Origin of the sequence: Thermogemmatispora sp. (assembly GCF_042408735.1) — a bacterium.
In the GTDB taxonomy this organism is placed as follows: Bacteria; Chloroflexota; Ktedonobacteria; order Ktedonobacterales; family Ktedonobacteraceae; genus Thermogemmatispora.
Genome location: NZ_JBHOQV010000055.1, coordinates 1 through 23,538 on the forward strand (window position 1 = coordinate 1; position 23,538 = coordinate 23,538).

At 63.0% G+C, this 23,538-nt stretch carries 22 protein-coding genes; 11 read left to right on the forward strand and 11 right to left on the reverse strand.

What is annotated here, in order from left to right:
• Positions 1–46: 46 nt before the first annotated feature.
• On the forward strand, positions 47–1,306 hold the full coding sequence (gene rho / locus ACFMO7_RS03925) for a transcription termination factor Rho (RefSeq protein WP_376794226.1): 1,260 nt from the start codon (positions 47–49) through the stop codon (positions 1,304–1,306).
• A gap of 1,198 nt (positions 1,307–2,504) precedes the next feature.
• Here rho and ACFMO7_RS03930 read toward each other — a convergent pair.
• Both ACFMO7_RS03930 and ACFMO7_RS03935 read right to left on the reverse strand, forming a co-directional pair.
• Positions 2,505–3,074: a hypothetical protein gene (locus tag ACFMO7_RS03930; protein WP_376794227.1), complete on the reverse strand. Its 570-nt coding sequence runs from the start codon at positions 3,072–3,074 to the stop codon at positions 2,505–2,507.
• Positions 3,061–3,297, reverse strand: coding sequence for a zinc ribbon domain-containing protein (locus ACFMO7_RS03935; protein ID WP_376794228.1), 237 nt, complete (start codon positions 3,295–3,297; stop codon positions 3,061–3,063). Before ACFMO7_RS03935 ends, ACFMO7_RS03930 begins: the two co-directional genes overlap by 14 nt.
• A gap of 119 nt (positions 3,298–3,416) precedes the next feature.
• Here ACFMO7_RS03935 and ACFMO7_RS03940 point away from each other — a divergent pair, with 119 nt between their 5' ends.
• Together ACFMO7_RS03940 and ACFMO7_RS03945 are read left to right on the forward strand one after the other, a co-directional pair.
• Positions 3,417–4,595, forward strand: a complete 1,179-nt coding sequence (locus ACFMO7_RS03940) for a redox-regulated ATPase YchF (RefSeq protein ID WP_376794229.1) — start codon at positions 3,417–3,419, stop codon at positions 4,593–4,595.
• A 69-nt stretch (positions 4,596–4,664) separates the two neighbouring features.
• On the forward strand, positions 4,665–5,864 hold the full coding sequence (locus tag ACFMO7_RS03945) for a M20 family metallopeptidase (RefSeq protein WP_376794230.1): 1,200 nt from the start codon (positions 4,665–4,667) through the stop codon (positions 5,862–5,864).
• 77 nt (positions 5,865–5,941) lie between these two features.
• On the opposite strand, the gene ACFMO7_RS03950 is transcribed toward ACFMO7_RS03945, so the two are convergent.
• Complete coding sequence (locus ACFMO7_RS03950) at positions 5,942–7,291, reverse strand: exonuclease SbcCD subunit D (protein ID WP_376794231.1); 1,350 nt, start codon at positions 7,289–7,291, stop codon at positions 5,942–5,944.
• Positions 7,292–7,380: 89 nt separating this feature from the next.
• Positions 7,381–7,872, reverse strand: a complete 492-nt coding sequence (locus tag ACFMO7_RS03955) for a hypothetical protein (protein ID WP_376794232.1) — start codon at positions 7,870–7,872, stop codon at positions 7,381–7,383.
• A 255-nt stretch (positions 7,873–8,127) separates the two neighbouring features.
• Here ACFMO7_RS03955 and ACFMO7_RS03960 point away from each other — a divergent pair, with 255 nt between their 5' ends.
• A complete protein-coding gene (locus ACFMO7_RS03960) occupies positions 8,128–8,817 on the forward strand; it encodes a hypothetical protein (RefSeq protein WP_376794233.1) in 690 nt (229 codons plus the stop codon).
• On the opposite strand, the gene ACFMO7_RS03965 is transcribed toward ACFMO7_RS03960, so the two are convergent.
• Both ACFMO7_RS03965 and ACFMO7_RS03970 read right to left on the reverse strand, forming a co-directional pair.
• Positions 8,729–9,283, reverse strand: a complete 555-nt coding sequence (locus tag ACFMO7_RS03965; protein ID WP_376794234.1) for an O-acetyl-ADP-ribose deacetylase — start codon at positions 9,281–9,283, stop codon at positions 8,729–8,731. The two genes, ACFMO7_RS03960 and ACFMO7_RS03965, sit on opposite strands and share 89 nt — an antisense overlap.
• Before the next feature lie 271 nt (positions 9,284–9,554).
• Positions 9,555–10,241: a Crp/Fnr family transcriptional regulator gene (locus ACFMO7_RS03970; RefSeq protein ID WP_376794235.1), complete on the reverse strand. Its 687-nt coding sequence runs from the start codon at positions 10,239–10,241 to the stop codon at positions 9,555–9,557.
• Positions 10,242–10,446: 205 nt separating this feature from the next.
• Between ACFMO7_RS03970 and ACFMO7_RS03975 the strand changes: the two genes are divergently transcribed.
• Positions 10,447–10,728, forward strand: a complete 282-nt coding sequence (locus ACFMO7_RS03975; RefSeq protein WP_376794236.1) for a DUF2249 domain-containing protein — start codon at positions 10,447–10,449, stop codon at positions 10,726–10,728.
• Positions 10,729–10,778: 50 nt separating this feature from the next.
• A complete protein-coding gene (locus ACFMO7_RS03980) occupies positions 10,779–12,137 on the forward strand; it encodes a hypothetical protein (RefSeq protein WP_376794237.1) in 1,359 nt (452 codons plus the stop codon).
• A gap of 72 nt (positions 12,138–12,209) precedes the next feature.
• Here ACFMO7_RS03980 and ACFMO7_RS03985 read toward each other — a convergent pair whose 3' ends face one another.
• Positions 12,210–12,533, reverse strand: coding sequence for a metal-sulfur cluster assembly factor (locus ACFMO7_RS03985; RefSeq protein ID WP_376794238.1), 324 nt, complete (start codon positions 12,531–12,533; stop codon positions 12,210–12,212).
• Between the two features lie 396 nt (positions 12,534–12,929).
• Here ACFMO7_RS03985 and ACFMO7_RS03990 point away from each other — a divergent pair, with 396 nt between their 5' ends.
• From ACFMO7_RS03990 to ACFMO7_RS04000, 3 genes are all read left to right on the forward strand, one after another.
• Positions 12,930–13,172, forward strand: coding sequence for a DUF2249 domain-containing protein (locus ACFMO7_RS03990; RefSeq protein ID WP_376794239.1), 243 nt, complete (start codon positions 12,930–12,932; stop codon positions 13,170–13,172).
• 80 nt (positions 13,173–13,252) lie between these two features.
• Complete coding sequence (locus ACFMO7_RS03995) at positions 13,253–13,714, forward strand: cupin domain-containing protein (protein ID WP_376794240.1); 462 nt, start codon at positions 13,253–13,255, stop codon at positions 13,712–13,714.
• Positions 13,714–15,192 carry a hypothetical protein gene (locus ACFMO7_RS04000; RefSeq protein WP_376794241.1) on the forward strand — a complete coding sequence of 493 codons (1,479 nt, stop codon included), beginning with the start codon at positions 13,714–13,716 and terminating at the stop codon, positions 15,190–15,192. The genes ACFMO7_RS03995 and ACFMO7_RS04000 overlap by 1 nt, the downstream gene beginning before the upstream one ends.
• 417 nt (positions 15,193–15,609) lie before the next feature.
• Here ACFMO7_RS04000 and ACFMO7_RS04005 read toward each other — a convergent pair whose 3' ends face one another.
• From ACFMO7_RS04005 to ACFMO7_RS04015, 3 genes are all read right to left on the reverse strand, one after another.
• A complete protein-coding gene (locus ACFMO7_RS04005; RefSeq protein ID WP_297160676.1) occupies positions 15,610–15,924 on the reverse strand; it encodes an HU family DNA-binding protein in 315 nt (104 codons plus the stop codon).
• Between the two features lie 258 nt (positions 15,925–16,182).
• Positions 16,183–17,265 carry an MBL fold metallo-hydrolase gene (locus ACFMO7_RS04010; protein WP_376794242.1) on the reverse strand — a complete coding sequence of 361 codons (1,083 nt, stop codon included), beginning with the start codon at positions 17,263–17,265 and terminating at the stop codon, positions 16,183–16,185.
• 374 nt (positions 17,266–17,639) lie between these two features.
• A complete protein-coding gene (locus ACFMO7_RS04015; RefSeq protein ID WP_376794243.1) occupies positions 17,640–19,709 on the reverse strand; it encodes an MFS transporter in 2,070 nt (689 codons plus the stop codon).
• 278 nt (positions 19,710–19,987) lie between these two features.
• Here ACFMO7_RS04015 and ACFMO7_RS04020 point away from each other — a divergent pair, with 278 nt between their 5' ends.
• Entirely contained in the window at positions 19,988–21,160 is a 1,173-nt protein-coding gene (locus ACFMO7_RS04020; RefSeq protein WP_376794244.1) for a hypothetical protein, read from the forward strand.
• A gap of 128 nt (positions 21,161–21,288) precedes the next feature.
• On the opposite strand, the gene ACFMO7_RS04025 is transcribed toward ACFMO7_RS04020, so the two are convergent.
• A complete protein-coding gene (locus ACFMO7_RS04025; protein WP_376794245.1) occupies positions 21,289–21,813 on the reverse strand; it encodes a hypothetical protein in 525 nt (174 codons plus the stop codon).
• A 582-nt stretch (positions 21,814–22,395) separates the two neighbouring features.
• Between ACFMO7_RS04025 and ACFMO7_RS04030 the strand changes: the two genes are divergently transcribed.
• Positions 22,396–23,424 (forward strand): ROK family protein, encoded by a 1,029-nt coding sequence (locus ACFMO7_RS04030; protein ID WP_376794246.1) that lies wholly within the window; start codon positions 22,396–22,398, stop codon positions 23,422–23,424.
• Positions 23,425–23,538 lie beyond the last annotated feature (114 nt).

Below are 23,538 nucleotides of genomic sequence, written 5' to 3' on the forward strand. Positions count from 1 at the left end.
AGGGGGCGTGTTCTTTCCCAAAAGGACATAATTCGCCCAACGCAACGTGAACATCGCTGAGCTAGAGACCAAAACGATCGCAGAGTTGCGCGAGATTGCTCGCGACCTCGAACTTTCCGGCTACACAACCCTCAAAAAACAGGACCTCATTTTCCGGCTTCTTCAGCAGCACACCGAGCAGCAGGGCAATATCTTTAGCGCCGGCGTGCTCGAAATCGTGGAGGATGGCTTCGGCTTCCTGCGCCAGGAGCGCTTCCTGCCGGGAAACATGGATGTCTATGTTTCCCAGTCGCAGATCCGCCGCTTCGGCCTGCGCACCGGCGATATGGTGACCGGCCAGGTGCGTCCGCCGAAGGATAACGAGAAGTACTACGGCCTGCTGCGCGTGGAGGCGATCAATGGCATGAACCCGGAAGATGCAAAACGGCGTCCCCACTTCGATAACCTGACGCCCATCTTCCCCCGCGAGATGTTCGACCTGGAAACCGGTCCTACGAACATCGCCGGTCGCCTCATCAATCTGGTCGCCCCCATCGGTCGCGGTCAGCGTGGTCTGATCGTCTCTCCTCCCAAGGCCGGCAAAACGATGCTCCTGAAGGCCATCGCGAATTCGATCACCGAGAAGTACAACGATGTCCATCTGATGGTGGCTCTCATCGGTGAGCGCCCTGAAGAAGTGACGGATATGAAGCGCTCGGTGAAGGCTGAGGTCATTAGCTCGACCTTCGATGAGCCGACCGAGGCCCATACGCGCGTGGCCGAAATGGTGCTGGAGCGCGCTAAACGCCTGGTCGAGGGCGGGCGCGATGTGGTGATCTTGCTCGATAGCATTACTCGCCTCAGCCGCGCCTATAACCTGGCCGTCCAGCCAAGTGGCCGCACGCTCACCGGCGGCCTCGATCCCAGCGCGCTTTTCCCTCCCAAGCGCTTCTTCGGCGCCGCTCGCAAGGTCGAGGAGGGTGGCAGCCTGACGATTATCGCTACGGCCCTCATCGATACCGGTAGCCGCATGGACGATGTGATCTACGAGGAGTTCAAGGGTACCGGTAATATGGAGCTGATCCTCAACCGCAAGCTGGCCGAGCGCCGGGTCTTCCCGGCCATCGATATCAGCCTGTCCGGCACACGTCGGGAGGACCTCCTGCTCGATGAGAAGACGCTGCGCGCCGTCGTGCTGATGCGCCGAATGTTCTCAACCCTGGCTGAGCAGCGCGGTCTGGAGGCAATGGAGGCTCTGCTACAGCATATGGCTAAGACGCAGAATAATATGGAGTTCCTGGCTACTCTCAATAAGAGCATCCTGTAAAGGCTCTGTAACCGTCTCAGGCAGGATCGGTTCAGCCTCACGTTGTTTCTTCTCTCTGCCGGCTGGTCCTACCAGCCTTGCCGGCTCCGGCTTGTCCGCTTCGCTCGCGCCGCTACGGCGTTGCGCTCTGACAGTGTGGACACTGTAGGCACTGTGGCGCTGTTGCACCGTCGCACCGTTGCACGGCCTGGCTTCTGCCTTCCTCGGCAGTGTCCCCTCTGTTCAACCGGGCCTGGCGGTCTCTCCTCTTTCCTCTCCCCTCGCCCCCAGCAAGGCGAGGCCAGTCGAGAGGCCCGGCCCCGGCAGATACCGGCAGGCAGGCCGCTGCTCCCCCACGCGCTCGCAGGGCGGAGCCAGCAGACGGCTTCCCTTCAAGGCCCCGGCAGGGAAGGTCGCTCGCTCTCTCTTCGCTGGCAGAAGAGAAGCAGGATAGGCAAGCAAACAATCAGTCAGAGACTCCGCACCCTCTACGCCAATCGCTAGAGGGAGCCTCTGCATCTGTAGCCAGACGAGAGGGCCACTCGCTCTTCCGGACTGCTCGGGGTTTGCTGGTCGGTTAGTCTGCTCCCTCGCTCGCTGAGTCAGAAGGAGACTCCCAGGATCGCCAGCGAGGAGTGCAGCTTTACCTGGGTGGGCTTACCGCCGCGCCGGCTGTTCGCGGCTGCTGCGCGCCAGTCCGGCCCGGCTGGGATTAGTCCGGCCTGTACAGGTCCGCTAGTGCGTTTGCCTTCCCGGGAGAGTGATCTCTTGCTTTCGAGGTCGCTGCTTTTGCTCTTTTCTCTTCTGTCTTCTTTGACGTGTTCTCCTGATGGCAGGACTGGAGGGAGGCAGGGATTGGCGAGCCGCTCTTGATGTCAACAGGGGACCTCGATCTCCGGGACGCTGGAGGCCGCGCTGCCGGCGCGGCGGGGTCAGGCGCGCTCACCTGAGCGGTGGCGCTGTCGTCGGCCCCAATGCCCGCTCCGGTCTCGCTCGCGAACAGGTGGCTGACTGTAATAATAGAAGAAAGCGCGGCGGGCTGCTTTTCCCGCTCAGCGCCTTTTTTGCCTTCGTGCCGGCGACCCCGCGCCCGGCCAGGCTGGCCCCCTTCCCCGGCTGGGCTGGTTGGGAAACTCTCTGCTCCCCGCCCGCTTCTCTCCTGGCAGCTTCGTCAAGAAAAGGAGAAAGGAAGCAAGAGGAGCAGGCAGGCCGCTCCCGCTTAGAGGGTCACTCGCCGACCACCCGCTGGCATGGTAAAGCGGAGGAAACCGCCCTGGGCCAGGCGCGTACAGACCACGGCTACTGTGTAGAGCGCCAGCAGAGCGACGGCGGTACGCAGCTCAGAGAGGGCAAATTGACCCAGGGTGAGGTGAGCTTCGCCGCCGGCAAAGAAGCGCCAGAGGGCCGGACCTTGTTGCACGCCTCCAAGAGCATTGACGGCCATCCCCAGCGTGAGCGAGATCACCAGGTCGATCAGGAAACAGAGGCCGGCCAATAGGGGTCCAAGAAGCCAGAAGCGTCGGCTCATGCGCTCGCGCCTGGTCGACTGAATGCGATAGGTCGCCCAGATAGGACCACCCAGATACTGCAGGAAGAGGAACAGCAGGGGAAGCAGCACAAAGAGCCAGTCGGGGAAGACCTGCGGGCTGATCAGGGCCCCCAGGCGCCCAAGCGTGTAGATCACGAGCGCCTCGATCACGCCGCGCCGGTAGCTGGTCTTGAAGAAGAGGCGCGACTCCTTCTTCTGCGGCCTCTGCTGGGTAGGAGAAGGGGTTTCAGTGGCAGCCACAGCTCCCACCACCACAGCTGCAGCTCCCGCCCACGCCGGCGGAAAAGTCCTCCAGGCCCGCGCCAGCCGCCGCTCCAACGCGCTGGGTGGCGAAGACCGAGAGCAGGCGTCGCACGTTCTCGCTCCCGCACTGCGCGCAGGCTACCTGGTCCGCTCGCTCGTGGCTGACCAGGAGTTCGAAGCGGGATTTGCAATCACCGCAGCGATATTCGTACAATGGCATGAGAAGCGACCTCCGCGTTGTTACCCAAAGAGAGGAGCAATCAGATAATGCCACTCCTAATTGTAAGGGAGGGTTGCATAAACCGTCAAGAATAGCTGGTCAGGAGGGGTTTGTTCTTTATGGCACTGAGAATAGGCATCGTCGGTCTGCCACAGAGTGGCAAGACGTCGCTTTTCAATGCCCTGACGGGCGCCCAGGCGCCTATTAGCGGCTATGCGACCCGCACGGTGCAGGCCAATACGGCGGTGGTGCAGGTGCCCGACCCGCGTTTGAAGCCGCTGGCGGAGATTTTTAAGCCCAAGAAGGTGACCTATGCCACGGTGGAATTCGTCGATGTGGCCGGGATGGGTCAGCAGGATGAGGAGGCCCGTAAGGGGGGACTGAGCGCTGAGTTCCTGGGACATATTCGCAACGCCGATGCGCTGGCGATTGTGCTGCGCACCTTTGTCAATGAGAACGTGCCCCACCCGCTCGGGAGCATCGACCCACTGCGCGATTTGGAGCAGCTCGATAGCGAGCTGGCTCTGACCGACCTGGCAACCGTCGAGCGCCGCAGCGAGCGCACGGCCAAGGCGGCTAAGTCGGGCGAGAAAAAGTATCAGCAGGAGCTGGCTCTGCTGGCTCGCTTGCAGGAGGCGCTGAGCAGTGGTGTGCCAGTGCGTCGCCTGGAGCTGAATGCCCAGGAGGAGGCTCTTGTCAAGGAGCTGTTCCTCTTGACAATGAAGCCCCGCATGTATGTGCTCAATGTCAGCGAGGATGTGCTCGCCGAGGCGGCCACTTTGTTGGAGCACATCCACCAGGGTCAGGGGAGCGCGCCGTCTCCGGAGACCTTGAACGGCGAGCTGCGCGGCGTGGCAGCCGTGGCGCAGCGGGCTAGCGCCGAGGAGGCCGAGACGGTGGCGGTCTCCGCCCGCCTGGAGGCCGAGCTAAGCGAGCTGGCTCCCGAGGAGGCCGCCGAGTACCTGGCTTCTCTTGGCCTGCCGAAGCTGGGAGCCGAGCGCGTGATCCAGGTCGGTTACCGCCTGCTGAATCTGATTACGTTCCTGACGGTCGGTGAGGATGAGGTGCGCGCCTGGACGGTGACGAAAGGCGCCAAGGCCCCTGAGGCCGCCGGCAAGATCCATTCAGATATCGAGCGCGGCTTTATCCGCGCTGAGATCACCCACTTCGACGATTTCATGGCCTGCGGCGGCTCCTTCGCAGCAGCGGCTCGCAAGGGCCTGCAGCGGCTCGAAGGGAAGGATTATGTGATGCAGGACGGCGATATCGCTCACTTCCGCTTCAATGTGGGACGCTGAGGCGCGCGCTGAGGAGACGCTGCTCCCCTGCGATACCCGCAGGCTCAAGAATTCTGCAGGAGGAAGAGCATGGCTTCTGCTGCTGAGCAGGATACTCTGAAGTTGGAAATCGATGAGATGGTTCCGGATATTGTGGCGCTGCGACGCGACCTGCACCAGCATCCTGAGCTGGCTTTCGAGGAGGTGCGCACCGCCGAGATCGTGGCGGGCCGCTTGCGCGCCCTCGGCCTGGAGGTACAGACCGGCATCGCTCAGACCGGCGTGGTTGGCCTGCTACATGGGACCGCTGGCGGGAACGGTCGGACGCTGGCCATTCGTGCCGATATGGATGCCTTGCCCATCCATGAATTGAATGAGATCGACTATCGTTCGACGGTCGATGGGAAGATGCACGCCTGCGGCCACGATGGCCACGTCTCGATCGCTTTGGCGGTGGCGACGCTCTTGAGCCGCCATCGCGACCAACTGAAAGGGACGGTCAAGTTTGTTTTTCAGCCGGCTGAGGAGGTTATCGGGGGGGCCGCACCAATGGTGCAGGCTGGGGTCATGCAGGATGTGGATAGCGTGATCGGTTTGCACCTCTTTAGCAGCTATCCGGTTGGGCGTGTGGGGGTACGCAGCGGTCCGGTTTTCGCCGCCGCCGATCGCCTGGAGCTGCGCGTCAAGGGCAAGGGGGGCCATGCCGCTATGCCCGAGGGGACGATCGACCCGGTGGTGATCGCCGCCCAGATTGTGCTGGCCCTCCAGACATTGATCAGTCGCGAGACCTCGCCCTTTGAACGAGCAGTACTGACCATCGCCAGCATCCACGCTGGGGCAGCTTTCAATATCATTCCCGAGGAGGCCGTGCTGCAGGGGACGCTGCGCACCTTTGATGAGGGGCATCGCCGCCGCCTGCTCGGACGTCTGCGGGAGATGGCCCAGGGCATCGCCGCCGCCTACCGGGCGACCTGCGAGGTCGAGGCGGCCGATGGCTGCCTGGCCTGCGTCAACGATCCGGCGGTGACCGAGGTGGTGCGCCGTGCGGCGGAGGTCGCCGTTGGCCCCGAGCGCGTCGATAGCGACGAGCGCGTGATGACAACCGGCAGCGATGATATGGCTTATTTTCTGCATGCTGTCCCTGGCTGCTACTTCATCGTGGGCGCTCGCAACGAGGCCAAGGAGGCGATCTACCCTCACCATCATCCGCGCTTCAACATCGATGAGGAGGCCCTGCCGGTAGCGGTAGAGGTGCTGACGCGCGCGGCCCTCGACTATCTGCGCCCCTGACTGATCCTTTGAGACGAGGAGAGGAGGCCCCAGGATAGCTAGCAGGCCGCTGGCCGGCCGGCTGGCTGGGGCCGGGCTTACTGAGCTGGCTCGCCCTTGCCCAGCAGCTCCGCACGCTTCTGGCGTAGATAGTCGGCCAGGGCAGCCGGATCGTCTTTCTGCAGGGCGCGTTCTTTCAGCTCAGCCAGCACCAGCCCCCAGGCTTCCTTAGCCGGCAGATAGCGGCTATCGCGCCCGAGCAGCTCGGCAAAGATGCGCCGCTCTAGCTCGTGCCAGGTAGAGCGGTCGCGTCCGTCAAGTCCTTCGCCGTCAAGCAGATAGTCACGGTCGCTGGCGTTGTTCTCGACGCGGGCATGCAGCGGCTGGAAAGCGGAGCGGAGCAATTCCTCCATGCGCTGGAAATCGAGGGCGTCAGCGTCAAAGGCCAGCGTCCCCAGCAACTGGACATGGACAACCGGGCGCCGACGCTCTTCGGCTCCGGCGTAGCGCGGACCTTCGCGCTGGCAGAACTCTGCCAGCCGGGCGATGACGGCTTCAGGGGTAGCCAGGCCATCGACCCGCAGGTCATAGCGGACGAACGGCCGCCGAGTGTTGACCAGATGGGTGGCCCGATGATAGCTGGAATGCTCCGCTCTCGCACCTGGCTGAGCCTGGCTGGTGTCGATTTCGACGAAATAGTAGCCGCGTTCCTGCCACTGGGCCTCTTCAGCGCTCCAGGTCTCGGGCGAACCGGGGTTGTAGATCCAGCTCTCGAATTCGTAGGGCTTGTGAATGTGGCCCAGGGCCACGTAATCGATGTAGGGGCGCAGACGCCGAAAGTGGCTCAGCGAGGGCAGCCCCTGCAAGCGCGGGACCACTCCTTCGATGCCGGTATGCATGACCAGCAGGCGATATTCAACGCCAGCCGCTTCCTCGTTGGCCCGTTCGACGGCCAGAGCCTCGGCCAGCCCTTCAAGGCAGCGCAGGGTGGCCGACCCCTGCCAGGGCAGACCATAGACGCGCAGCTTCCCGTCAAGCAGGTCAACGTGCGAGCCAAGCATGGTCTGCCTGTTCCAGGGCGCGATGACGGGCGCGCCGCCGCGCATCTGCGGCGCCAGCAGAGTCAGATAGCCCTGATGACAGAGAAACTGCAGCCAGGAGATGCCTTCGCGGTAATAGCTGCGGTCGTGGTTACCTTCGACGGCAATCACCGGGATGTGACGCTCGCGCAAACGCCGCAGCCCCTCGATGGCCTGAAGCAGGGTGCGGGCATCGATGGAACGCTTATTGAAGAGGTCGCCCGCAATTACGACAAAGTCGACCTGACGCTGAAGCGCCTCGTCCATGATTTCCCAGAAGGCGCGGGCAAAGTCGTTGAAGCGCTCGCTGACGCCATATTGCTCGTATCCCAGATGAATATCGGCGACATGGATAAAGGATGCTCGCACGCTGATGATTCCTCCTCGGCCGCTGGTTCGCTTGACTGCTCAGCGGCCCCTTGTTGGCTGCGCGGCCCAAAGGGCTTGACCGGCTGAGGTCAGGCCGGCCCGGTCATCATGGCCCGAATGGCTGCCGCGACGAGAATCAGAGTTGCAATACTGAAGATGAGCACGTCGCGCCGGACGTTCTTGCCGCTCGAGCTGTAGGTGAGCGCTACGGGCAGGATGAAGACGACAATCGCCCCGTAGACGTAATGGAGCCAGTAGAGGCCCGTGCCGGTGCCAGGACGTAGCCCCATGATCACCATGATAATGCCGAGCAGCCCCTGCAAGGCCCCAACACAGCCTGTCACAATCAGCGCGATGCGCCAGGCCGGACTGAAGGTCTCGGTCCTTCTGGTAAAGAAGAGAAAGAAGCCCCAGATGGTCGTGATAGCGCCTGTCGCCAGTATGAGAAACTGGTTCCAGTAGTGGAGCGTGATGAAAATCTGTGCCATCGTATGCCTAGCGCAACCGTTGACCGCCAGGCCTGCTCTGTTGCCATAGACCAGTTGGCCTGACTGACGTCGCCAGCGGCTGCGTCCTTTCATGAGCTTCTTGTTTTGATGGTGCAGCACGGAAGGGGATACTTGCCCTAACTATAGCGCGCCCAGCCCTGGAAAAACAAGAGTGGAGTTGAGGCCGGAGCCGGGACGGGAACTTTTTGGCGGCGCCTGCGTCTCTCTGACAGCAGGGATCTGCTGCCTCCTCTGGCCCAAGAATGGCTAGGAAAAGAGGGGAGATCTCGCTGCCTACCAATGCGGCGCTGACAGAGTCGAGTCTCCGAGGAGAGGAGGTTTTGGAGGATGGCCAGTGCACACCGTCACCGTGCAGGAGGCTTGCAGGCCAGCTTTGGCCGTCCGGGCTGGATGTTGCTTCTTATGCTGCTCGCCGTCTGCACGAGTCTGCTTCAGGCTAGCGACAGCGCAGTCAGCAGGGGGACGAACAAGGTCGCTCGGCCCCAGGCCTCGGCGCCCTCGGTTCCCACGCAGCCGTCCCCCCTCAACTGCGGCAGCCTGTACGGCGTTGGTCCCGAGGGGGTGAGTCCGCGCGGCCAGGACCCGCGTCCCGCCGAGGCTTGCCTGCTCCGGGCTTTTCTGCATTGCCAGCCCGCCCGCCTGGACTATACGCGCATCGAGGTTGACAGTGGCCTCATTCATCATTTTCGCCTTGAGCGCCAGCCAGGGCGTTGCCAGCTCAGCGATGCCACGGCGCTCTTTATCGCTCCCTCGCCGCCACGTCCGGCGGCCAGCTATGGCTGTCGCGCCGTGACGGTGGAGCGGGAACGCTACAGGGTCCTCGGCTGCGGCGCCGAGGGCGATATCCTGCTGCCCACGCCGCCGCCCGCGCGCCCGACCCCCTTCACCAGCTCCGCCGCCAGGGTCTGTCTGGCCCCCCTCTCTCCCTTCATTGCTGAGGGGGCAAGAGGGAGGCCAGAGCCTGGGCATAAGCTCGATAGGACTCTTCGCCGTACAGGACCAGCATCACGCGCTTGAGCGAGGTTGGCTTCAGTAGATGGGCAATGATCGTACGCAGAGCAATAGGTGCGGCTTCTGCCAGCGGATAGCCATAGGCCCCGGTGCTAAGTGAGGGGAAGGCGATGCTCTGCAGACCATACTGCTCGGCCAGATCGAGGCAGCGCTGATAAGCGCTGGCTAGCAGGCGCGGCGCTTCGCGATCGACTCTGTAGATGGGGCCGACGGCGTGGAAAACGTATTTCGCGCGCAGCCGGCCCGCGGTGGTCGCGACGGCGCTGCCGGTCGGGCAGCCCCCTATCCTGCGGCATTCCTCCATGATCTGCGGGCCGCCAGCGCGATGGATGGCCCCATCAACTCCGCCGCCTCCGGCCAGGGCCGAATTGGCGGCGTTCACAATGGCATCCGCCTCAACTTCGACAATGTTGCCCTGCATCAGGGCTAGCGTAACCCCGTTGATGGTCCGCGTTTCACGCTGCTCCAGCATGCGGTCACTCCTCCTCTCGTCTCGCCATCGGTAGCCTGGCCTTGTTCCATCTTACAGCGAAGATCGCCGCAGAAGGAGTAGGCTCGGCCTCTGGTCGCTCTGGCTTCCGTGTTGATTGTAATGGAGGCCGGGCAGGCCATCCAGCAAGCGCCAGTCGGGGAAGGAGTGGGCCCAGTCAGTCCTCCGAGCTGGGAGAGGGGTCGCCCTGTCAGCGGAACCCTGGCCCACGCCTGGCAGATGGCGCCGCTTCGCTTACTGATGCGCTGGCCCCCTAGACCAATCCAGACCCACTACCGGCCAGGAGCCGCAGGCGCTCCTGGCTAAGAATCAGGACCTTCCCTTGACGCACGGAGATGGCACCAGCGGCCTCCAGCTCTCTGAGGGCACGCCCGACGACCTCGCGCGCCGTACCCGCAATGGCCGCCATTTCCTGCTGCGTCAGGCGGCGCGCCTGGCGGCCCTCGGCCAGGGCCTGCTCCTGTTCCAGCAGGATCCGCGCCACCCGCTCCGTCACATGCCGGAAGGAAAGGTCCTCGACCAGTCCCACCAGATGGCGCAGGGCAAGGGCCAGGGCGGCAATCACTCCCTCCGCCACCGCTGGCCGCTCTTTGATCAGGCGACGCAGTTCCTGGCGGCCAATGCTATAGACCGTGCTGGGTTCTAAGGCGGCCACACTCGCAGGATTGGGGCCACCGTCCAGGGCGGGCACGTCGTTGAAAGTATAGCCCGCGCTAATGAGCCGCAGCACTTGCTCTTTACCGTCAGGCGAGAGCTTGAAGACCTTGACCAGGCCACTCTGAACATAGTATAGCGCCCCGCCGCGCTCTCCTTCCATGATAATTAGCTCGCCACGCTCGTAGCGTCGCTCCCTGGTGACAGCAGCTACCCGCGCCAAATCCTCATCGGCGAGCGTGGTAAACAGCGGTATCCGGCGTATAGCCTCAATAGCGACCGCCATGTTTTCCTCTTGCTTGCTAGCTTGCCATATCGGTACAGTAGACCGCCGAGCCAACTTAGCGCCAGACAAATCAGATGCGACAAAAGTTACGGTGCCAGCCTATCCCAAGCTGTACACTCAGAATTGTAACGCTACATAACCACGCTGGTGAATACCTGACGCTCGGTAAGAGTACTGAGCAGGAAAGGAGGCTTGAGGAGGTTTTATGGATGCTGCACAGGAACAGGCCCGGCTCTGGCGCGAGCAAGCGACAGCTTTGCTGGACGTGCGCCCCGATCTGGAGCGCGGCGATGAACCTTTTGTCCGCATCATGGAGGCAGCCACACCGCTCAAAGTGGGCGAGACACTGGTACTGGTGGCTCCCTTTGAGCCAGTACCCCTCTATGGGGTGCTGGGCGGGCGCGGCTTCCGCCATGAGACGCTCTGTCTGGCTGCCGATGAATGGGTAGTGCGCTTCACACGGGAAGCAATGCCCAACGAGCAGTGAATCAAGACCCAGGTTAGCAGATGATGGCTATCCTAAAGCGGGCGATAACGATGATGCCGATGGCTGGCAATCCTTCCGGCCAACGCGCGGGAGCTTTTAGGATCAGGGACGCGCAGGCCAGCTTGCCCGGGATGATGGGGCGACGCGGTGTGCCCCTGGGGGTACCGCTTCCTTTTCTGGTGACCGGTAGCTGCCTGGCCGCTGTGGCGGGCCTCCTGCTGCCGTTCGTGCTGCCCGAGACTCTCAGCAACTGGGGTCAGCCCCACGTCCTGGCCCTGGTCCACACGGTCACGCTTGGCTGGCTGACCATGACTATTCTGGGCGCCTCGCAGCAGCTTACGCCAGTGATTACGGTCGCCCCCCTGCGCCTGAAGGGACTGACGCCGGTGGTCTATCCGCTCTACCTCGCCGGGGTGCTGACGCTGCTCGCTGGCTTCTGGTTCTTTCTACCCGGGCTACTCGTGTTGGGCGGCTCTTTGGTGATTGTGGCGGTGCTCTGCTATCTGGCCATCCTGACCGCTACCCTGCTCCAGGCCAGTAAGCGCCCCTTGACCGTCTTCTACATGGGCGGCGCTCTACTGTATCTCAGCCTGGTCGTTGGGCTTGGCCTGACGGCAGCCCTGAATTTCGTCTACGGCTTTCTGGGCCTGGGAGCATTGCTGGTTCTGCCGCTCCATGTGACTGTAGGGGTAGCCGGCTGGCTGACAAACATGTTGGTGGGAGTCTCCTACACCCTGGTCCGTCTTTTTGCCCTGGTCCACGATCATAGCGATCGTCTGGGCTGGATCGTATTCGGGCTGCTCAATCTGGGGATCATTGGTTTGGCTCTGGGGCTGCTGGGAGGCGCTGGCTGGCAGACGCTGCCCGGCGCAGCTCTGCTGACGCTGAGCGCCTGGCTCTTTGGCTGGGATTACCGGCGTATGCTGCGCCAGCGACGGCGGCGGCCCTTGGACGTGACCCAATATCACGGGATCGCTGCCGTGATTTGCTTTATCCTGGCGGCCAGTGCTCTGCCCGTGCTGCTCTTTGCCGGCCTCAGCGGTGGCGGACTGGCCACCTGGCCCGTTGCTCTGCTTCTCTGCCTGCTGATCGGCTGGGTCGGCCAGAGTGTGGTCGGCTACCTCTACAAGATCGTGCCCTTTCTGGTCTGGCACAGCCGCTACGGACCGCTGGTTGGTCATCAGAAGGTGCCGCTGATGCGCGAGCTAGTCCAAGAGCGGCTGGCCTGGGCCTGCTTCTGGCTGCTTAACGCGGGCCTGGCCCTGCTGCTGCCCGCCGTGCTCCTGGAATGGGATGGGCTGCTGCGCTTAGGTGCGGCTCTGGTCGGGGTCGGCCTCATCGGTGCAGCCCTGAACGTGCTTGGCGTTGTACGCCATCTGGAGTGGAAACTCAGCGTCCTGCGAAGCTAGCCAGGGCCACCAGGGCCGGCTGTGTTGGCCCGCGCTTGCCTGGGACTGCCTGGCCGTCGGGCCGTCGGGCCGTCAGGCCAGTCCCAGCAAGCGCCTTCCTTCAGGGGTAAGGCGTGCAGGCGTCCAACGTGGCTCCCAGACCAGTTCGATCTCGCCACCCGTCAGCTCGGGAATATGAGCCAGGGCGGCCCCGACGCCGTCCGCCAGGGATTCGTGCATGGGACAGCCTGGCGTGGTGAGGGTCATGCGAATGGTCACGAAGCCATCGGGGGTCAAGTGGATGCCGTAGATCAGGCCGAGGTCGACCAGGTTCACGCCCAGCTCGGGATCATCTACAGTGCGCAGCGCCTCGTAAATTTCCTGCTTGACACGCTCGATCGTCTCCTCATCAAGCATAGAGCCATCGATCCTTTCTGTCTCCACACAGCCGCGACGAGAAAGTCCCCGCAGAGAGAGGGTGCTGCCCCGCGGCCCTCACGGGACGGGGCCAGCCCACGAGATGGTCACGGGGCAGCAGCAGCTCACCGTCATCACGCCAGCCAGTATAGATCGCCATAGGCCCGTCTGGCTGCGACAAAAGTCACGGCATTCTCCTGAGCAGCCGGCCATACTTGGGGTAGAGAGGGCAGCCTGGCCAGCCGGGGAGCATTTCCCCCCGGATGCCCCCGGCGGGACAGCCGTCCCTCCGTCTTCCGAAGAGACAGGGTCTCTCTCGGCAAAAGATTGAAGACCGTGCCTGACATAGATCCATCAATAGGCTGTCGGGAGACAGCAGAAGGAAGGATAGCAAGCATGAGCGATAACGTTGCAGAAGTCCTTGACGTGCGCACCATCGTCCCACGCGAGCGCCATCCGCTTATCTTCAGCCGCCTGGAGGCGCTCCAACCAGGCAGCGCGCTGCGCCTGATCAACGACCATGATCCTGCCCCCCTCCGCTATCAATTAATGGCAGAGTATCCAGATGCCTTCGACTGGATAGCGGAGCAGCAGGGACCAGAGGAGTGGGTCATTCGCATTGTCAAGCGCGCCGGGTGATCTCCCCCTGATTACCGATTGACAGGGGGCGGCCTCACCGGGAGGATAATCTCAGCAAGAGAAGGAGGAATCCAGACGGCATGGAGGAGCAGGAGCAGACTGATCCCACCCAGGACAGCCATCTAGAGGAGTCAAAGGCCGAGAGCCACTTCAGGGTTTTTGATCTGGCGGCTTCAGCGGCCTTCCGCAGCGAAGGGCCGACGGTGCGGGTCCTTTGGGAGAGCGCCACAGCCCGTCTATTGTTGCTCGCTCTCCAGACAGGGCAGCAGCTACGCCAGCATCGCACAAGCTACCAGGCGCTCATCCAGGTAATTAGCGGACATCTCTTGTTCTCGCTGGAGCACGAGCGCATCAGCATGCGCGCTGGAACACTATTGCACCTGGAGCCGCACGTAGCCCATAGCGTCGAGGCGCTGCAGGATAGCATCTTTCTGATTACCCTGATCGGCCCCTCTTCAGAGAGCAGTGGCGAGACCGCTGCATCTGCCGCCCCTGAACCCGCCGTCGATGCGCAGCGCGGGACGGGAGGAGGTGATGACTAATGTCCACAGCAGATGCACCCTCCGCCACGGGCATGGCTGGGGCTGGCAGCGAGGGCGGAAGGTCCCAAGAGCCGTTTCAGCGTGTAGCTCCTCTCTTGCGGGCAGCTCTCCTGATCGGCAGCGGCGGCGGCTTCCTACTGGCCGCCGTCCTGACTGTGAGCCAGGCCCTGCCTCTGCCGGCGGGAAGTTGGTGGAGCGCCCTGGTTCAGGCTCATGGGCACCTTCAGCTCTATGGTTGGGCAGGACTTTTCGTCATCGGCGTCTCCCTCCACTTCCTGCCGCGTCTGCGCGGCGCGGCCCTCCCGCTTCCGAGGCTGGTTCCCTGGATCCTGGGTCTCCAAGTTGGGAGTCTGTTCCTGCGTGCCCTTGCTCAGCCGCTACTGGCCACGACCAGCACCGGGCTTCCCCTGTGGAGACTGGCGCTGGTCGTCAGTGGCGGCGGCGAGGGGGCGGCCCTACTGCTGGTCGTTATTGAATACCTGCTGCTCTTGAGGAGTGGGCCGGCCCTGAGCACGCGCAAAGCCTTCTTCAGCATCGCTCCATTTATCGTTCTGGCAGCCCTCGCTCTAGCGATGGCGACCATTCTCAACCTGGCAAACATGCTCCAGGCCGCCGCCACCGGTGGCCTTGCTCCCCAGCCCGGCGACGATCTCAACGTCAGCCTGGGCCTCTTCGGTTTCCTCGTGCCTTTCGCTCTGGCCGTCTCTGCCCAATCGCTTCCCATGTATGCCGGCCTGGAAGCCTTCCCGCGGCGGATCCTCTGGCCGCTGGCGGGAGCCTACTGGCTCGGCCTGCTTCTTCTCTGTCTGGGTCTGGCGCTGGGCGGGGAAGGCAATCCTGTGGCGTTCCCTAGCATCTGGGCAACCCGGTTCCTCGAGGGGCCTGGCCTCCTGCTCATCGGCAGCGTCATCGCCAGCTTTGTCACCGTCTTCATCAGCATGATGCGCCGACGCGGACGGCTACCGGCCCACGTCGCAGCTCTCTCCCCGGCGCCGGAAGCGCTGGCGCGCTCCTATCGCCGTCACACCGCCCAGCAGAGCCGGACCTACGGTCCCTTTGTCGCCCTGATCGCCAGCGCCTACCTGTGGGCCTGCTTCTCCGCCCTGCTGCTCATCCTCGCTGGTCTCTTTTTGCTCGGCAGGGGAGCAGCGCCTTTTGGCCTCGACGCGCCGCGCCACGGCCTGGCTATGGGCTTTATCACCCTCCTCATCTGCGGCATCGCACCGCGCATGGTGCCAGGCTTCTCCGGCGGCGCCATCGCCTCGCCCCGACTCGTGGCCGCCACTCTCTGGCTTGGCAACCTGGCCAGTGCCCTGCGGGTTCTTCCCTTGCTTCTCGGCGGAGCGCTGACGAGCCTCTGGCCGGCCAGCTCCTGGCTTGTGAGCCTGCTCTTTGGCCTATCAGGTCCCCTGGGACTGGCGACCGTCGTCTGCCTGGCCGGCAATCTCTGGCCAGCGCTGCGGACCAGCAGCAGGTGAAAGCCTGGGAACGACCGAGATATCCGACGACCAACGTGGAGGCAGGCAGGAGCGGAGAGGGTGAACGATAGACCATCGGCCGGCTGAGGCGAGCGGACCAGCGCCAGGAGGGCGGGCAGACAGGCAGGCAGACAGACAGATAGGCGTGCAGTAGACAGGCGCAGGCATACACAGGCAACAGCCGGGGTTCGAGAAAGGGGAGAGGAGAAGATCAACAGGGAGGGAGCGCAGAGCGTGGCGAGCGGTCGAGGGTCGCAATGAGTAAACAGCAGCCCCATGGCCTGCACGAGGAGGAGCAAGGTCGATCGGGGCGACAGGCGCTCTCGCTCACCACTCTCCCTGCTCCAGCGAGGGCGTGCCAGGGGCTAGGGGACCCAGTGGCAGTGAGGAGATGAGACGCACTACAAGCGACTACGGCTATTTCTTGCTCTGTACGGCCTCGTTCAGCTCCTTGCCGGCGGAGAAGCGCACGCGGTTCTTTGCAGGCACCTGAATGGTCTTGCCATCGCGCGGATTGACGCCCTTGCGCGGCGCGCTCTTGCGTACCTTAAAGGAGCCGAAACCAACCAGGCGGACCTCGTCGCCGGACTTCAGAGCATCGCGAATCACGTCCAGCGTTGTTTCCAGAATGACGCCTGCTTGCTTCTGCGAGATATCGGCCTTCTGAGCGATGCGCTTGGCCAGCTCCTGACGGCCAATCGTCGCGACTTCCTTCTTCTTCGCTGTTGCCATGGAGACCTCCTTACAACACGACTGTCGATGCAAGGCCGCTCCCGGTCTCGGACCCGAAGGCGCCGGGCCAGTCAAGCGGCATGACAACCTCACTGCCAAATAGAATATAGCACGCACTTTTCCGAAATACAAGCGGCTCGTCAAGCTTCAGAGCTAGGTTGTAGAGGTGAAACGGCCTGGGAAGCCAATTCGTAGCGAGCGAACAGGTAAAAAATTGGCTTCCCAGGCCAGTCGACAGCTCTACCATAGCCAAAATTCCTAGACCGCCGCGTAGAGAATCAGGCCATCGTCTGTTCGTTCCTGCCTGACATAGCCAGCAAGGCGCAGATGCTCCAAATGGGAAAGAATCTCGGCGACCGCCATCCGGCGTGCCTCATCGCTCTTCAGGCGCTGGCCGAAGACCTGCTCAGCGAGCTGGTAGGCATGCTGAGGGCGTCGCCCGAGCAGGGAAAGAATCTCCAGCTCACGCTGAGCGTGGTGTCTGATCAACTCGCGCACGCGGCGAGCCAGGTTACGGAACGGCTCGCCATGGCCTGGAAGTACCAGGCTGGCGGGGAGATGGCGCACCTTCTCCAGCGACTGAATGTAGTCCCCCAGCGGATTAGCCCGATTGTACTCCGAATAGAGGCCGATATTCGGCGTGATGCGCGGCAGAACGTGGTCGGCGGCCAGCAAGAGGCCATCGCGCTCGCGGAAGAGGACAATATGGCCATCGGAATGGCCTGGCGTCCAGATCACGCGGTAGCGTTCCCCCACCAGCGTAATTTCCTCCCCATCCTCGACGCAGGTGATTGCCTCCCTCGTGGGCACCCGAATGACAAAGTTCACCACCTCCGGTGGCAATTGCGAGCTGACCACCGGCTCGAGCGGCGGCATTCCATGCGGCCTGAAAAACTGATTGGCCTGGGTGAACGAACGCTGCTGAGCGCTGTGGCCACCTTGCTCACCGTGCCCACCATGCCACATAGCCTGCATTATGGCGGCATCGATAGGATGCATATAGACCGTGGCGCCACTCTGCTCCTGCAGCTCTGCCGAGAGGCCAATGTGGTCGGGATGATGGTGCGAGAGCACCAAGGCCCTCAACTCCTGCAAGCGCAGGCCGGCGCGCTCCAACCCTTCGGCCAGGACGGCGCGCGCCTCGGGCGTGCCCATCGCTGCATCCACCAAGGCCCAGCCATCGCGTCCCACCAGAGCGTAGATATTGACGGTGCGCAGAGGAAAAGGAATGGGCAGAGTGATCTTCCAGACGCCGCTGACTACCTCTTCGGCCCCAGGCGTCAGTTCCGCGGGATGTTTGGGGCGCTCGCCAGTCGTCGCATGCTTCTTATCGTCACTCAAGAGAGTCACCTTCACTCGCTCGCTGCTCTGTTCAGCCGGGCCGATTGCTGCTGGCGGACCACCGTCCTCCACCCTTGCCCGCCTTGCTTGCTGGCGGGATTCGGCGCCGCCTTCCGCTCACAGTCCTCTCCCCTATTCCTCCGTGTCGCAGCCGGACCCCAGCCTGAGACAGAACCCATCACAACAAAGAAGAGGAGGAGACCACCGGCTGGCCTGTGGGGCAAGAGGAGTTGCCTGTCTGTCTGTCTGCCCGCCTGCAGTCCAAACCGGTGGCTTTATTTGTGATTGTAGGCGCCAGCTTATGGCTGTGTCAACAGCCAGAGACCGGAGCAGCCCGGCAGGCGAAAGGAGAGTCGAAGGAAGGCCGCAGGGAGTCAGAGCGAGGGTGGTTCTGGCCGCTCCTTCCCTCCAGTGCCAGCCATCTGGCCGTAGCGCCGCACCAGCTCGGCCCGCGACATCCAAACCTCCTGGGGATAGCGTCCATAGGTAGTGCCGCGAGTCAGACGAGCCTGCCCCTGGGGATGATAGAGCAACAGCAGGCCAGTCATGAAAATGCGGTCGGCCCGGCTCCACAAGTCACGCGGCCTGGCTCGCAAGCTAAAGCCCAGGCGAGGAGCGGCCTGGCTTAACAGGGTCACCCCATAGATAGCGCGCACCTCAGCGCCAGCAGGTGTTTGAAGCCAGGCAGCCAGCGCGCCCAGGTCGGCCCGCATCATGCGCAGCAGCTCCCAGGGAGAACACTGCAGGGCAGCATCGCGCAGCCGACGATTGGCAAAGTGCAGCTCTAACAATTGGTCGCCGCGCTCAAGGCGTGTCCCATCCGGCAGCACAAGCGGCTTCCGATGACGATAGCGCGTGAAACGGACATGAAAAAGGCCATAGGGAGCGCCAGGCACTGGCCGAATCCTCAGCAGGGCAAGCGTCAGCCGCTCCCAGAAGGTCCAGAAGCGCATGACCCCTCGCGCCTCACCAGCACGTGTCTTGCCGGCCAGCGACCAGAGAGGATTGACGCGGCCATGACGCCGACGGTCCTCCAGAGCAGGACGTTCCTCCTGCGAGGAGGCCGGAGCAGCGGGGACCGAGGCCGCTTCCGTCTGGCTGCCACCTGCCGGTTCCCTGGCGGCTCTCTGCTCACGCACCCGCAGCACCAGGATCGCCCCGAGAAGGAGAAAGACGGCCGCCAGGGCGAAGACCAGACGATAGCCGAGGGAAGTCTGACCCTGATTAGCGGCCATACTGATGACCAGGCTACCGACCAGGGGAGCCAGCGTCAACGGCAGATTCGAGGAGGCACCCCACAGGCCCAGGTCCTTGGCGGCCACCTCCAGCGAAGGGAGCGCGTCGATAGCCAGGGCCCAATCAACGCTGGTATAAGCCCCATAGCCGAGACCGAAGAGCAGTCCCAGCGGCCAGAGCGGTAGCGCCGCCGGCGCCACCACAAAGGCCAGCGCCGGCAAGCCCATCACCAGCGTCGCCAGACAGACGAGCGGTGCCCGGCGAAAGCGATCCGAAAGCATACCCAGTCCCAGGGTACTCAGCAAGGCCCCTACCAGGGCCAGGGTCGCCACAGCCGCTGTCTGCTGAACAAAATTGGAGACGTGCACCACGTTCGCAAAGTAGTACTCGATGAAAGTCATGAACAAGTACAGGCCCATCATCACGCAGAAGCGCGTCAGGAAGACCAGCGTAAAATTGAAGCTGCGCCAGGGAGCGACCCAGTTCCTGACCAGCCAACGGCGCAGTCCCGCCCAGGAGCGGAGCCGGTCATCATGATGGGCAGCCGGGTGATAGGGAACCTCATGCACGCCCAGGGCTGTGACCAGAATGCCAAGCAGCATCACCACATCGGTCACCACATAATAAATCAGCGCTCCTCTCATAATCAGAGAAGCGCCGAGCGATCCCAGGCTGACTCCGCCGAGCAGCCAGGCAGCGAGGCCCAGGCTACCGACATTGCCCAGAATAGTCATCAGGCCCATATAGCCGGAAGCCTCACCGCGCTGGTCCTCGGGCACCAGGTCGGGCAGCAAGCCCTGATAGGCCGCCCAGACCACATTACTGGCGAACTGGAAAAGCGCCAGCCCAACCACCACCAGAGCCGCATTGACGGCACCCGCCAGCAGCAAGGCGCCGGCCAACGTCAGCGCTCCCCCAACCACAACGTAGGGGCGCCGCCGTCCAAAGGGGCTGCTGGTGTGATCGGAGAGCAGGCCCACAATGGGGGGCACGACCAGAGCAAAAAAAGCCCCCATCGCTGACAGCCAGCCCAGAAAGGTCGCCTGCTCAGCGCTACCCACCTGGCCCGGAGCGACAAACAAGAGAATCTGCGTCGGGATCACAATCGGCAGAAGTGCGGCTGATTGAATGTTGAGTCCGAGCCAGAGGAAACTGAGGACCAGTTGCTCACGAACTGTCAGATGATGCTGAGAGATACGTGCATCCATACAGAAGACCGCCTTTATGTCCTGCTGCACCGCTGTGAGGAGAGCGGCTCGTGCTCTTATTATACTACCTGGCCGCCTGCTCAGGTCCGCAGGGCCGGTGGCCCGATGGCCCTCACGCGCTCAGAGAGGACTGACCGGTAGCTGTAGAGCCAAGATGAAGGTCACGGCCGGAGGCCAACGGTGTTAAAATAGGAGGGATCATAGGAAGAACGAGTACTCATCCCTAAGAGCCTGGAGATAAGGCACCGATTATTACTCTTGATGCGGAGGGCCTCTTCATGAGCCAGAGTAGCGCTGATCAACCCCAGTTTTGTGGCCAGTGCGGTCATCGCCTGCACAGTACAGGAGTATGTGTCAATCCACAGTGTTCCCTCTACAACCAGCGGATGGCAGACATCCTGGCAACGGGGGCAACGAGCAACGCCCCGACAGTGGTGAAGCGAGACGAGGCGGAGACCCCAGCGCTTCCCATGCAAGGCCAGGAGAATCAGTTCACCGTGCCACCGCCGCCTCCACCCAACACAGTCTGGCAGCCAGGAGCCAGCTCTTCCACGCAATTAGCCGGAGCCAGCCAGCCCACACCTCTACCAACCAGTCCAGCTCCGCCCCCCCCGACGCCCACGCCCATCCGGCAGCGCCGGCCAGGCGGCCTCTACATCGGAACCATCGTGCTCCTGAGCATACTGCTGCTGATCTCTTTGAGCTTCAACTTCCTGAAAATGAGCAACAGCTCCCAGCCAGGCGCTTCCACCACCTCCGGAGCAAGAACCAGCCAGAGCCAGGGAGAGGGATCGCAACAAGGCAGCCTGACCACCGCAACAGCCACCTCTCAATCAGAGACCCCACTTACTCCCACCCCAACCCCCTCGCCAAGCGCTCAGGTAGCTCCTGGCACCGTCCTCTGCCAGGCCGACGCCACCCACGGCTGGAACGGCTGGTCCGGCTCCTCCGACTGGAAGCTCCTCAAGGGCCAATTGCTCAACGACGGCACGAACGACGACCAGTCCCTGGCCCCGACGATTAGCGCCCCCTGTTCTCTTAACGGCATCACCAACTACGCCGTAGAGGTCACTATTCAGATCATCTCATCTAATGACTCGTTCGGTGACGGCTTCGGCATTGCTGTACGCGGCGACCCCACACAGAGTCCGTGGCAGGGCTACATCGCAGCCATCACCTATACCGAGTTCGCCGCGAGTCCCTACAAGGCAGTTCTCGCCGCCAATCAAGCGAACAGCAGCGGCCAGCTACTGGCCTCTGTTCCCTTCGATCCCGGCAGCCGCAGCCATACCTATCGCGTCGAAGCTAAGGATAACAGCCTCAAGTTCTTTATCGACGGCGGCCAGGTTCTGGCAGTCACAGACAACCGCTATCTCACCACCACCCAGGTCGGCCTCGCCAGCCAGGGCTTCCAGCTCGTCATCAGCAGCTTCAAAGTCCTCAGCCTGTAAAAATATTGATATCTATCAATCAATATATCGGCCGCCAGCGTTCTGGGCCGGCAGAGGTTCCAAGTCCAGGCCGCTGGCGGCAGCCGGGGAGGGGGCAGCAGACGGAGATCGGCGTTTCCTGGGAGGGATCACTCATGAACCGTGGCGCGCTCCCAGTGGCAGTCGGCGGGTTTGAGCTGTTGCACGAGAGCGGTCAGCCCATCCAGATCATCAACGTCGTCGCGGTAGACCACCCAGGCGCGAACGGGCCGGGCGGGATTCTCAGCCTGGTCCTGGCCGTCGTCGGTACTGGGACGGCGATAGAGCGCCAGGCTGATGCGCGTCCCATTAGGGAAAAACTCCTCCTTAACCCGTGCCAGCTCCTCCCAGCGCAGCGCCACCGTCTCGCCGCGCTGGCTGCGCCTGACAATCTCCTCTGCGCTCACCGTGATCGTAAAGGGCTGGGGGGCAATAATCCAGAGATAATAGACAAAGCCAGCAATAAAGAGCAAAGCCGCGATCGTGCTGCCGACCGCCGACAGGCCCTCATGCCAGGCGATGAGCAGCACCGCCAGCGTAATCGTCAGCAAAGCTACAGCAGTGACTGCCCGCTTTAGAGGGCTAAGGCCGCGTCCAACAAAGGTCCGCGGCTCAGCCAGCGAAGATGAGACCATCGCTTTCCCTCGTAGATCGCCCAAATCTCGAGGCAGGCGGCGACCGCCAGCCCTTGAGACTGGCAGCCGCTGCGCCCCCTGAACTCTGCACCAATTGTAGCGGCCAGCCTTCTGCGGATGCAAGCGGGAGACCAGCAGGGCAGCAGGCGGGGAAAGGCCGCCAGCTCGGATAAGCAGAGGTAAGACAGCCATCCTAACGTACTTTGCGTGAGGCATTTCTTATGATATACTGAAGCCGCTGTCTCGTTCATCTAGAGAGCACCGCCTGTAACAAGGGAGTAATCAGAATTCCTGGAACGGCCCACCCCCCGCTGGCGGGCAGAGCGAAGGCAGCGCCAGGGCGAGAGAAGAGAAAGAGCGTAAGGAAGCAGGACAGCGGCAGCGCGGGCGAGGGAGGTGGTAGCCTAGTCAGAGGAGGGGGTCAGCGCGCCGAGGGTGACGAGGGGAGCCAGGCCAGGCCAGGCCAAGAACAAGAGGAGAAGGAAGAAGAGCGACCTCCCCGTTCCGCATGGTGCTGTTCTGCCTGGGCCTGCCCAGTCCACACCGGCAGCATCAGACAAGCCCGCAAGAGGAGACAGGAGCGTGTCAACACAACGCAGCAGCCAGGCACCACGATCCACCGGTAAACTGCTGGCCACCCAGGGCTATGTGCTGGGGATCGAGATCAGCGGTAGCGGCACGCGGCAATCGGTGGCGCTGGCCGATCTGGATGGCAACATTCTCCATCAGGTGCGCCGCCCCCTGGAGTACATTCCCGATACGACAACGCTGCTCCAGTTGCTGGAGGCCATGCTGGCAGAGGTGTTGGACCCCGAGCGCCTGCACGGTGGGCGGATATTGCGCGTCGGTGTCGCTGTAGGCGGGCCAGTCGATGCCTCACAAGGGATCGTGCGGACGCTTTACCACGCGCGTGGCTGGGATAACTTCCCCCTGCAGGACTACCTGGCCGAGCGCCTGAACGTGCCCTGCATCATCGACAATAACGCCAACGCTGCAGCCCTGGCCGAGGTGCTCTACGGCGCCGGCCTCGGGGAACGCGTGGCTCTTTACGTCGGGCTGGGCCGCGGGATCGGCGGCGGCCTGATCGTCAATGGCCGCATCTACCACGGCGTGACCTCGACCGCGGGCGAGATCGGCCATCTGCTCGTGATGCAGAACGGGCCACGATGCTCCTGCGGCGGCTATGGCCACCTGGAGGCCATCGCTTCCGCTCAGGCGATCGTTCGCACCATGATCGGGCGCGCCGTCGAGCATCCCACCACCCTGGAGGCCATCCACCGGCTCACCGAGGGACGCGCCGAGCGCATCACCGTGGGGCAGATCTTCCAGTTGGCCGCCGAGGGCGATGAGGTGGCTCGCTGCCTGATCGACGAGGTGCTGACCTACCTGGCTTTCGCTCTGGCCAATATCGTTCATCTTGTCAATCCCGGTATGATCATTTTAGGCGGGTCGGTCGCGCTGGTAGGGGAGCCTCTCATCGCCCCCCTGCGCGAGCGCCTGCGCGCACTCTGTCTGCCCGCGGCCAGTCAGCATCTGCGCGTCGTTCAGGGCAAGCTAGGCCCCCAGGCGAGCCTTGTCGGGGCGGTGACGCTGGCTCTCCAGGATCTGTAATCGCTTTGATTGATAAAGAGGCATCGATTGTGGAAACAGGCCGGGTCATTTGCAGGCGTTACCTGCTGCGACGCTTGATTAAGCAGGGACCTTTTTGCACCGTCTATCAGGGCC